Here is an 11,316-nt window from a genome sequence, read left to right on the forward strand (position 1 = left end):
GTCCAAGAAATGGGAGGCAGTTCACAGGCACCTTTGTGGTGGTTTTTGTTTGCGCGGGCGTTAGGGGCGGACCTGGCCGGTGCCTCGGAGCTTGTATTTGTAGGTGGTGAGGGCCTCGGCGGCAAAGGGGCCGCGGGCGTGGAGCTTTTGGGTCGAGATGCCAATCTCGGCGCCCAGGCCAAACTCGCCGCCGTCGGTAAAGCGCGTGCTGGCGTTGGCATACACGGCCGAGGCATCGACCTCGTCCAGGAAGCGCTCGCAAGCATCCGTGTCCTCTGCAACGATGGCCTCGGAGTGCATCGTGCCGTAGCGGTTGATGTGCGCGATGGCCTCGTCCTCGTTCGCCACGACCTTCCCGCTCATCTCGAGCGCCAGATACTCGCGACCCCAGTCCTCCTCAGTCGCGGCAACGTAGTCATCGCCCTCGGCAAGCCCGGCGTCGGCGCATGCGGCGCACGTGGCCTCGTCGCCGTGAATGAGCACGCCGTGGTCATGCAGCACGGCCACGACCGCGGGCAAAAACGCATCGGCCACGGCACGGTCGACCAGCAGCGACTCGGCGGCATTGCACACGCCCACGCGCTGCGTCTTAGCGTTGACAATAATATTGAGCGCTTTATCGAAGTCGGCGGATTCATGCACGTAGATGTGGCAGTTACCCGTGCCCGTCTCGATCACCGGAACGAGCGACTCGCGCACGCAGCGCTGGATCAGGCCCGCACCGCCACGCGGAATGAGCACATCGACGACGCCGCGGAGCTTCATGAGCTCGCCGGTGGCCTCGCGGTCGGTAGACTCGATCATCGACACGGCCTCGCGCGGGAAGCCCTTGGCCTCGAGCGCATCGGCCAGCAGCTCAGAAATCATGGCACACGAGTGATAGGCCAGCGAGCCGCCGCGCAGAATGCAGGCGTTGCCGGTGCGGATGCAGATGCCCGCGGCGTCGGCCGTCACGTTGGGGCGCGCCTCGTACACCATGGCGACCAGGCCCAACGGCACGCTCACGCGGGTGAGGTCCACGCCGCTTGCGAGCACGCGGTGGTCGAGCACGCGGCCGACAGGATCGGGCAGCTCGGCGAGCTTCTCCAGGCCGGCGGCCATACCCTCAACGCGCTCGGGCGTCAGCAGCAGACGGTCGAGGAGCCCCGCCGAGGTCCCCGCATCGCGCGCGGCGGACATATCGAGCTCGTTGGCGGCAACGATGGAGTCGACACCGTTGCGCAGTGCTGCGGCCATGGCGCGCACGGCCTCCTGGCGCTGCTCGTCGCTCGCCGTGGCAAGCGAGGCCGACGCTGCCTTAGCGGCAACGGCAAGATCGTGGACATACGTGGCTATATCGACCGACATGGGCGGCCCTTTCTCCTAGAAGTTTGCAACCATGGTAGCCGATTTGCGCATGGCCTCGCCCGCGGCGGTAGAATTGGTCAACCCGAAACACCGCAACGAACGGAAGACTCACATGGCCCTCATCACTTCGTACCACGTCCCCGGCCTGTATGTCGAGGACCACAGCATCGACGTCCCCCTCGACTGGCGCGGCCTGGAGCCGATGCTCCTGGCCGTCGGCAGCACCATGCGCCGCGGCGCCATGCCGGCGCCCATCGCAGGTGCGCCCGAGAGCATCAAGCTCTTCTACCGTGTGGTTTGCGCGCCCGACCGCATCAACGACGATCTGCCACTGCTCCTGTTTTTGCAGGGCGGCCCCGGCGGCGAGAGCCCGCGTCCGCTGTCACCCACAAGCGACGGCTGGATCGAGGAGGCCGTCAAGCACTTCCGCGTCGTCCTGCCCGACCAGCGCGGCACCGGACGCAGCAGCTGTGTAGACGGACGCACGATTGCCGCACTGGGCGAGCGTGCCGAGGCAGCCGGCGCCGATGCGGACCGCTCGCAGGCGGACTTCCTCAAGCGCCACCTCGCCAGCTCCATCGTGCGCGATTTTGAGTACCTGCGCCTGGTGGGCTTTGGCGGCAGGCCCTGGGTCACGCTCGGGCAGAGCTACGGCGGCTTTTTGACGCTGAGCTACCTGTCGCTCTTCCCCGAGGGCGTGGCGGCAAGCTTTACCTGCGGCGGCATCCCCCACGTACCGGCGAGCGCAAGCGAGGTCTACGCGCACACCTTCCCGCGCATGGCTGCCAAGACGCAGCAGTATTACAACCGCTACCCCGCCGACGTCGAGCGCGTGGCGGCCCTGGCAGATGCCCTCGAGGAGCAAAAGCCCGTGCTACCCGACGGCTCGCCGATGACGGTCGAACGCCTGCAGCTCATGGGCAGCGACTTTGGCATGAAGCCGAGCTTTGAGCGCATGCATTGGATTATCGATCATGCTTTTGTTGACGGCGACGGCACGCTGGCCTGCGGCGCCTCGGTATCCGACAGCTTTTTGATGCGCGCCTTCGAGCGCACCAACACGCGCACGAATCCGCTGTACTGGACGCTTCAGGAGTTCATCTACGCCGACGGCGACACCATGCCCATTCGCTGGGCCGCGGCAGAAGAGAAGGCCCATCGTGCCGAGTTCGACACGCTCACGCGACCGCTCATGTTTACCGGCGAGGCCATGTTCCCGTGGATGTTTGAGCAGATGCCCGAACTTAAGCCCTTCAAGCCGGCGATGGATCTGCTTATGGAAGACACAAGCTGGGACAAGATCTACGACCCGCAGCGCCTGGCGTGCAACGAGGTGCCCCTGCAGGCCGCGGTGTACTTCGATGACATGTACGTGGACTCGGGCATGCAGCTCGATACGCTCAGCCGCGTGGGCAACTCGCATGCCTGGGTGACCAACGAGTTCGAGCACGACGGCTTGCACGGCAGCGTGGTGTTCAAGCACCTCTTCGACGAAGCCCTCAACCGCGGAGACCTGCGCCAGATCTTCTAGCAAAGGAGTGTCCCCGTCTGCCGGCACAATAGGAACGTCCCCAAGTGCCGGCAACGACAATGCCGCTGGTAGAGGACAGAAAGCGAAAACGCCCCTAAGCGAGCAAGGTGACGTGAAAGAGGAGGGCATTGACCTTTTGGTCATGCCCGACGATTGAACGTCAGATTGCCGCTTAGGGGCGTTTGCAGCGTCAATTGGTTAGGCGAACACTATCAAGTTGTCCCTATGGATCGCGGGCTTCTCGGCCAGGTCTGCGAGCAGGCGGTTGCTGGCAATCTGGTCCTGGCGGCGGCCGGCTGCAAGCTCCAGCACGTCCGAATCGGCCTCGGCGATACCACGGGCGACAACCATGCCGCTCGGGTCGCACACGTCGAGCACATCGCCCTCGGCAAACTGGCCATCGACCTCGCGAATACCCACCGCGAGCAGCGACGATCCGCGGCTGACCAGCGCCTTCGCGGCGCCATCATCGACCGTCACCGAGCCATGCGCCTTGTCACCCAGTGCGATCCACAACTTGCGCGGCGCAATGTCCAGGCGCTCCGCCGGCGGATCGAACAGCGTACCCACGCTCTCGCCGCGGGCCAGACGCACGAGCGCATCGGGCTCCTCGCCCGAGCAAATCACGCTTTGAATGCCCGCCGTCATGAGAATGCGGCTCGCGCGAATCTTGGTGATCATGCCGCCCGTACCCACCGATGTGGAAGAATCGCCCGCCGAGGCGATAATCTTGGCATCGATCTTATGCACGACCGGGATAAACTCGGCCGTCGGATCCTCATGCGGATTGGCGGTGTAGAGGCCATCGATGTCCGAGAGCGTCACGCACAGATCGGCAGAAACCAGGCAGCTCACAAGCGCCGCCAGCGTGTCGTTGTCGCCGAACTTGATCTCATCGACGGTAACGGTGTCGTTCTCGTTGACGACCGGCACCACGCCCAGCTCCACCAGGCGCAGCAGGGCGTCGCGCGCGTGCAGGTAGGACGTGCGGCGCGCCGTGTCGTGACGCGTGAGCAGCACGAGCGAGGTGAGCAGGTCGCGCGCATGGAACTCCTCGTCGTAGGCCGACGAGATGATGCACTGACCGGCCGAGGCGCAGGCCTGCAGGCTCGGCAGGTCACCGACCGGCTTGCGGTCGAAGCCCAGCACGGGATAGCCGCAGGCAATGGCACCCGAGCTCACCACGACCAGGCGCCAGCCAAGCTCGCGCAGCGCTGCGGCCTGGTCGGCAAGCCCGCCGATAAAGGCGCGGTTGACCTTGCCGTCGGCGCCCACCACCGTGGACGAACCGATCTTTACCACCATCGTTTTATAAGAAGTCGTCATACGTCAAACCAATCGAATGTCGAGCGTTCGGGCGAGCTGGGGCAGTCGGGGCGCCTGGTGCGGAACGGACGAAAATGATCCGTTTTCCTCCGTCCCCTTCGGATCATTTTGCCCAGGGGAAGGCCGAAGCCGCAGCCATGTTCTTGCGCACGAGCTCGTCGCGCACCTGAGCCAGGCCCTGCTCCATGCCCACCACATAGGTCTGCGGGTACAGGAAGCGCTTGAAAGCTGCGTCCAGATGGTCAAGTGCCCAGGCGCAACGCTCGCGCGCGTCCTGGATGCTCTCACGCGGAGCCACCGCACTGCCATCGCGCACGATCGGCACCAGCAGCTCGCGATACTCAAGTTCGGACACGTCGGTCACCAGAGCGGCATCATTCACGGCCACGAGGGTATTGCCGCGCGCGGCGCCCTCCCCCGCCAGATGGTCCTCGTCGTAGATCATGTCGCAGACTGGGCCGCCAAAGCCGTCGTAATAACGGCGCACGCGTTGCACACCCGGGATCGTGCGCTTGTAGGGCTGCTCGGAGAGCTTGACCACCGGCGTCCACGGGTCCGTCTCACTCGCACGGCGGGCGGCGAGCTTGTACACGCCGCCCAGCGCCGGCTGGTCGTAGCAGGTCGCGAGCTTGGTGCCCACGCCAAAGCTATCGATAGGCGCGCCCTGGTCGAGCAGCGACTGAATCGTGTACTCATCCAAATCGTTAGAAACCGAGATCCCCACATAGGGCAGGCCCTCGGCATCAAAACGGCCGCGCACATACTTGGAGAGCTTGGCGAGGTCGCCGGAGTCGATGCGAATGGCCGACAGGCGCTCGCCCACCGCTTCCATCTCCTTGGCAACCGTAATGGCATGCTCGCAACCCTCGCGTACGTCGTAGGTGTCGATGAGCAGCGTGCAATTCTTGGGGCTCGACTTGGCAAAGGCGCGGAAGGCCTCGAGCTCGGAGTCGAAGCTCATGACCCAGCTGTGCGCATGCGTGCCAAAGACGGGAATACCGTAGCGGCGGCCGGCGAGCACATTGGACGTAGAGGAGCAGCCGGCAACGTAGCTCGCGCGCGCGACGGCCAGCCCGCCATCGGGACCCTGGGCGCGGCGCAGGCCAAACTCGGCAACGGGACGGCCGTCCGCCGCCAGCACCACGCGCGCCGTCTTGGTGGCGACAAGCGTCTGGAAGCCGACGATGTTGAGCAGCGCCGTTTCGAGCAGCTGGCACTCCAGCGCGGGACCGGTGACGCGAACCATGGGTTCGCGCGGAAAGACGAGCTCGCCCTCGGGGACGGCGTCGATGTTTACATGTGCATGAAAATCGCGCAGGTAGTCGAGGAATGCAGGCTTGAACATCGCACCGCCGGCCGGGGCCTGGAGTGAGGCGAGGTAGTCGATATCCTCGGGCGTAAAGCGCAGGTTCTCGACCAGCTCGGGCAGCTCGGCGGTGCCGCACATGACGGCATAGGCGCTGCCAAAGGGATGGTCGCGGTAAAACGCGGTAAAACAACCCTGCTCATTGGCCTTGCCGCTCTCCCACAGGCCCTGGGCCATAGTGAGCTCGTACAGATCGGTGAGCATTGCAATGTCGGTGGGATGCGAGATGTCGGTCAAAGCCATGGGGCGACCTTTCGGATGCGTTGTGCAGAGGTTGAGGGTTGGAAAAGGGCAGAGTGTTCGGGCATGGCACCCAGCGCGAATGGGCTAGAGCAGGCCCATGCTGGTCAGGATCGTGTAGCCCATAAAGATGACAAACGCGATGAGGGCAAGGACAATGATGATTTTTTGAGCCGGCGCCATGCCAGGGATCTCGTTCTCGCCCGTAGGCTCCTTGGAGGTAACCATGCGCTGGGCAAAGGTCATCTCGTCACGGCTCGGCTTGGGCTCGACGGACTTGGAACGAGCGACCTTTTTAGGCTGAGGTTTAGGTGCGGTGGGCGCGGGCTTCGCGGCGGCGGGCTTGGGCGCGGGGGCGACGTTCGCGGCGGCCTCCTCGGCCTTCTCGCGCTCGGCACGCAGGGCGGCCAGCTCCTCACGCTCGCGGCGTGCCTCTTCCTGGGCCTCGCGACGAGCTTTCTCGGCGCGGAGCTCTTCCAACTCGGCGCGTTCCTCGGCAGACAGTGGTTGGGACTCAAGCTTGGCCATGGTACAGCCCTTTCTTTTAAAAAAAGCCGCCGACACAATGTCAGCGGCTTATCAAATCCAAGGGTGGAGACGAAGGGAGTCGAACCCTCGGCCTCTGCCATGCGACGGCAGCGCTCTCCCAACTGAGCTACGTCCCCAGGACAAGTTGATATTTTACCTACGGCTCGCCAACTGTCAACGCCCAATACCCAGTCTTTTTGGGACGCGGCTGTTTTAGCTACCCCGACAGACAACGCGAACGGTTTGGTCGAACAGCGGCAGGGGTAGCTAAAACAGCCCCGTCCCAAAAAGACTACTCAAAGAGCCTCGTCCCAGATTAGCTGGTTTGAGCACTAGTAAGAACACCGGTGGTATCGAACGCCGGGGTAAAGCTCTCGTCTACCGCGCCGCCTTCTTGCCAAAACATCGTCGTAAAGCCCAGGTCGTCGGCATGGTCGAGCACCTGCTCGTACTCCTCGCGCGTCACGGCGCGCGCCAGGTCGCCGCCTTGTTCGCGCATGAGGGCATTGGGCGTGTACTGGTTCATGACCGAGATCGGCACGTCGCCCACCGTCTGCCACACCAGGTCCAACACGCGGCACGAATCGTCCGCATGCCCCGGCAGCACCAGATGACGCACGATTATGCCGCGCCTCATGAGCCCGTCCTCGTCTACCAGCTCTCCCCCGCGGCGCTCAATCTCGCGCGCCATCTGGGCCAGACCCGACACGGCCACGCGCGGGTAGTCCTTAATATGAGAAAGCGACTGAGCAAGCCCGGCATCGGCATATTTAAAGTCCGTAAGCCACACGTCGACCAGGTCGCCCAGCGCCGCCACGGCACTCGCGCGCTCGTAACCACTCGTGTTGTAGACAATTGGGATGACCAACCCGCACGTCCGTGCCGCGGCAATCGCGGCAGGCAACAGGTGCGCATAGTGCGTCGCCGTCACCAGGTTGATGTTATTGGCGCCCTGGTCCTGCAGCTCCAGCATAATCTCGACCAAACGCTCGGGCAAAATCTCAAGACCGAAATTGCCCGTCGAGATCTCGTGGTTTTGGCAGTAGATACATTTGAGCGAACAGCCGCTAAAGAAAATCGTACCCGAGCCGGCCTCGCCCGAAATGGGCGGCTCCTCCCACATATGGAGCGCCGCGCGGGCGACCTTAAGCGTGTTGTCGGCGCCGCACACGCCACGCGCGCCCTCGTCGCGCGCCGCACCGCAACGGCGCGGACACAAATGGCAGGCGGGCGAAAAAAGTTCGGTCAACGACGTCGGCATAAAAACATGCTCCAAAACAATGATTCAGCAGCTCAAACGTAAAGGGACCAACCGCACAGACGGCTCGAGCCCAAGGCGCCGTAATCGTCCGACACGATTTTTATAATGTCAAGACTGGAATCGATAAAGTGCCGCTTTATGATGTAGGTATTCCGCCCCCCGCGGAGCAACTGGGTGAACCGTCGCGTTTATTTAGGGAGCCCACACAGTCGTACCTAGTACAGGTATCCTTCGTTGTTAAGGACGCTGGAACAGTCGATGAGGGCACCCACCTGTTTTAGGTGGGTTCATTTTCGTAACGTGGGGGGTGGTTTTCATTTGCCGAAAACCACCATTACAGCCCATATGGATCCCCGCCGGTATCCCGACAAGCCATCGACAACATCCCAATATCTGGTAAGCGCGTGATTATCGCTGCATGCAATTCCATGCACCCCCCGTGGTCGAGTATCATGGTTCGGCTATGCCCTTTGCGCATGGCGTTCTTCTGACCTTTTCCTTCGACGCTTGGCGGTTTTTAGATTCATGGCTTCATCCCCGAGCTACATACCGTACCTATGCGTGGCAGCGGCGGCCTTTATCACGACCTTCCTCATGGTGCCCCTGGTCAAGCGCTTGGCAATTAAGCTCGACGCCGTCGACTATCCTTCCAAGCGCCGCATCAACACCAAGCCCATCCCGCGTTTGGGCGGAACGGCGGTGTTTTTGGGCCTGGTCGTTGCCTGCATTGTGCAAATCCTAGGCACCTGGCACCTAGGCTGGCCGCCCGTCCTGGTGCCGCACCCGCGCCTTCACATTAGCTATCCCATGCTGGCGCTCTCCTTTACCGTCATCTTTGCGACCGGCGCTATCGACGACGTCATCCAGCTCAAGCCCAAGCAAAAGCTGGCCGGACAGGTCCTCGCTGCGCTCATCGCCTGCGTGGGTGGCCTGCGCATCGGCGTCATTGTCAACCCGTTTGCCCCCGGCGAAATCATGCTCGGATGGCTCGCCTACCCCATCACCGTGATCTATCTGGTGGCATTCACCAACATCATTAACCTCATCGACGGCCTCGACGGCTTAGCCACGGGCATCTGCGGCATCGCGTCGTTCACCATGTTTTCGATGGCCGTTCTCTCGGGCCGCATCGACGCCGCCGCGCTCTCCATTGCGCTCTTTGGCGCCTGTCTGGCCTTTTTGCGCTACAACTTCAACCCCGCAAGCATCTTCTTGGGCGACTCGGGGTCGCTGCTTCTGGGCTTTGCGCTGGGCTCCATCTCGCTACTCAACGTGAGCCGCACCGCCGCGCTCACCTCGCTTATCATCCCGCTCATCGTTGCCGGCGTGCCCATCATCGACACGTTTAGCGCCATCGTGCGCCGCAAGCGCGCCCACATTAGCATCGGGCAGGCCGACAAGGGCCACATCCACCACCGCCTGATCCAAGAGGGCTACAACCAAAAGCAGGCTGTGCTGCTCATCTACGCCTGGTGCATTATGCTTTCGGCCGGCGCCGCCGCGATCAACCAGGTCGAGGTGCCCATGCGCGTGCTCATCTTTACCGTGCTCGCCATTGGCTCGGCGGCCTTTGCCAAGCATCTGCATCTGTTTGAGCCCGTGTTGCGTCACCATTACAACAAGCGCACGCACGAGGACGAGCTCGTCACCCCCGACGATCCCGCCTTTAAGCAAGAGGAGCAGGCAGCAGAAGAACGCAAGGAAGAGCGCCACCACAGGCGCTAGGGTAAGCTGCCGAGGATGCGTCCAGACGCCGCCGGCCAAACGTGCAGCCACGCCGCGCCCATCGCACAAGCCGCCGCTCTCCCGCCCCTCGCCTACTTACGACCCGCCCCTCCAATAAACGCGTTATCATCTTGACCCATGAACATACGTTAGGAGCAATCATGCCAAACGAGAACAGCTACGAAGTCGCGCTGCAAAAGAGCAACGCCATTCGCGAGGGCCTGGCCAAAACGCCCGAGAAGTTCACCATGCTCACCGGCGACCGCCCCACCGGCCGTCTGCACCTGGGTCACTACTTCGGCACCCTCAAGGGCCGTGTTGAGCTGCAGAACATGGGCGCCAAGACCAACGTGCTCATCGCCGACTACCAAGTCATCACTGACCGCGATACGACCGAGCACATCCAGGACAACGTGTACAACATGGTCATGGACTACCTTGCCTGCGGCATCGACCCCGACAAGACCATGATCTACGCGCACTCCGCCGTACCCGCCGCAAACCAGCTCATGCTGCCGTTCCTGTCGCTGGTCTCCGAGGCCGAGCTGGCGCGCAACCCCACGGTCAAGGCCGAGATGGAGGCCTCGGGCCACGAGCTCACCGGCCTTCTGCTCACCTACCCGGTGCACCAGGCCTGCGACATCCTGTTCTGCAAGGGCAATGTGGTGCCCGTCGGTCGCGACCAGCTGCCGCACATCGAGCTCACCCGCACCATCGCCCGCCGCTTTAACAACCGCTACGGCAAGGTGTTCCCCGAGGTCGACGCACTGCTGTCCGAGACCCCGCTGCTGCCGGGCCTGGACGGTCGCAAGATGAGCAAGAGCTACGGTAACGCCATCAACATCTCGATGACCGCCGAGGAGACGGCCAAGCGCATCAAGAAGAGCCAGACCGACTCCGAGCGCATGATCACGTTCGATCCCGAGAACCGCCCCGGCGTGTCCGGTCTGCTTTCGACGGCCGCCATCTGCACCGGCCGTTCCGAAGTCGAGATTGCCGAGGAGATTGGCATGGGTGGCTCCGGCCAGCTCAAGAAGTACGTGACCGAGGCCGTCAACGAGTACTTCGCGCCGATCCGCGAGCGTCGCCAGCGCTATGAGAACGATCTGGATTACGTGAAGGACGTGCTGCACGAGGGCAACCGTCGCGCCAATGAGATCGCCGAGCAGACCCTTGCCGAGGTTCAGGACGCCATGGGCATGGTGTACTAGATCGATCTGCTGGCTAGAACTTTCGATTGCTATAGGGCGGGCGCTAGTGCGTCCGCCTTTTTTGGTGCCCGACCGGTTCGGCTCTGCCCATTGCACTCCCCCGAAAAACAGGAACAGGCCCGCTGGCAGTTAGTTGCCAGCGGGCCTGTTCCCGAAGTACACCGTTGAATCGCACAGAGGGGAGGAATGCGAATCAAACTCAACAGGGCAGGCTTTTTCATCGCCTATTGCCTGCTCCGTTGCTGAATACAATATAGTTCACCGTGGTTTACTTTGTAGCGTCAATATGTTCCCCCATAGCTTCTCCATAAGTTAACTCAGGTAAACTAAAACCACCACAAAGGGAACAGGCACCTTTGTGGTGGTTTTGACACGAACGAGCCGCTAGAGCCCTCCTGGCCAGCGACAGACGGCCAAGTCGACGTGCATGTCGTCCTTAAATGCCATACCCTCCCCTAGCAAAAGCTCACGTTGAGCATCGGGGCCGCCAAACGCAAAGCCCTCGCAAATGCGGCCATCGGCAAACACCACACGATGGCAGGGAATCTGACCAGGGCGCGGATTGCTGTGCAGCGCATAGCCCACATAGCGCGCGCTTCGTGGACGACCGGCGAGCAGCGCCACCTGACCATACGTGGCGACCATCCCCTCGGGAATCTGCTCGACCACCTCGTACACCCGCTCAAAAAAGCCCTCAGACGCCATTGCTCGCTCCCTTCCACCCGGAATAGCATAAACCACCACAAAGGTGCCTGTGAACTGCCTCCCATTTCTTGGACAT

9 protein-coding genes and 1 tRNA gene are annotated in these 11,316 nt (G+C 62.6%); 3 read left to right on the top strand and 7 right to left on the bottom strand.

Annotated elements, in window-relative coordinates; genetic code table 11:
* Window positions 1-60 precede the first annotated feature (60 nt).
* Window positions 61-1,347, bottom strand: coding sequence for a glutamate-5-semialdehyde dehydrogenase (locus DW233_RS09550; protein WP_118267954.1), 1,287 nt, complete (start codon window positions 1,345-1,347; stop codon window positions 61-63).
* Window positions 1,348-1,459: 112 nt separating this feature from the next.
* Here DW233_RS09550 and DW233_RS09555 point away from each other — a divergent pair, with 112 nt between their 5' ends.
* Complete coding sequence (locus DW233_RS09555; RefSeq protein ID WP_055252327.1) at window positions 1,460-2,878, top strand: alpha/beta fold hydrolase; 1,419 nt, start codon at window positions 1,460-1,462, stop codon at window positions 2,876-2,878.
* A gap of 198 nt (window positions 2,879-3,076) precedes the next feature.
* Here DW233_RS09555 and proB read toward each other — a convergent pair whose 3' ends face one another.
* The 5 genes from proB to DW233_RS09580 all read right to left on the bottom strand — a co-directional run bounded on the left by proB (window position 3,077) and on the right by DW233_RS09580 (window position 7,599).
* On the bottom strand, window positions 3,077-4,204 hold the full coding sequence (proB, locus tag DW233_RS09560; RefSeq protein ID WP_055252326.1) for a glutamate 5-kinase: 1,128 nt from the start codon (window positions 4,202-4,204) through the stop codon (window positions 3,077-3,079).
* A 103-nt stretch (window positions 4,205-4,307) separates the two neighbouring features.
* Window positions 4,308-5,813 (bottom strand): nicotinate phosphoribosyltransferase, encoded by a 1,506-nt coding sequence (locus DW233_RS09565; protein ID WP_117563964.1) that lies wholly within the window; start codon window positions 5,811-5,813, stop codon window positions 4,308-4,310.
* Between the two features lie 84 nt (window positions 5,814-5,897).
* The gene (locus DW233_RS09570; RefSeq protein WP_099431890.1) at window positions 5,898-6,338 is read right to left on the bottom strand and encodes a hypothetical protein; all 441 of its coding nucleotides are present in this window, start codon (window positions 6,336-6,338) and stop codon (window positions 5,898-5,900) included.
* Window positions 6,339-6,402: 64 nt separating this feature from the next.
* Window positions 6,403-6,475 (bottom strand) — tRNA-Ala (locus DW233_RS09575).
* A 179-nt stretch (window positions 6,476-6,654) separates the two neighbouring features.
* A complete protein-coding gene (locus DW233_RS09580; RefSeq protein ID WP_118267956.1) occupies window positions 6,655-7,599 on the bottom strand; it encodes a radical SAM protein in 945 nt (314 codons plus the stop codon).
* Window positions 7,600-8,124: 525 nt separating this feature from the next.
* Between DW233_RS09580 and DW233_RS09585 the strand changes: the two genes are divergently transcribed.
* Window positions 8,125-9,324 carry an MraY family glycosyltransferase gene (locus tag DW233_RS09585; protein ID WP_118094629.1) on the top strand — a complete coding sequence of 400 codons (1,200 nt, stop codon included), beginning with the start codon at window positions 8,125-8,127 and terminating at the stop codon, window positions 9,322-9,324.
* 161 nt (window positions 9,325-9,485) lie between these two features.
* Window positions 9,486-10,535 carry a tryptophan--tRNA ligase gene (gene trpS / locus DW233_RS09590; protein WP_089572045.1) on the top strand — a complete coding sequence of 350 codons (1,050 nt, stop codon included), beginning with the start codon at window positions 9,486-9,488 and terminating at the stop codon, window positions 10,533-10,535.
* A gap of 384 nt (window positions 10,536-10,919) precedes the next feature.
* On the opposite strand, the gene DW233_RS09595 is transcribed toward trpS, so the two are convergent.
* Window positions 10,920-11,240, bottom strand: a complete 321-nt coding sequence (locus tag DW233_RS09595; RefSeq protein WP_118267958.1) for an MGMT family protein — start codon at window positions 11,238-11,240, stop codon at window positions 10,920-10,922.
* Window positions 11,241-11,316 lie beyond the last annotated feature (76 nt).

This window comes from Collinsella sp. AM20-15AC (assembly GCF_003471405.1).
Classification (GTDB): domain Bacteria; phylum Actinomycetota; class Coriobacteriia; order Coriobacteriales; family Coriobacteriaceae; genus Collinsella.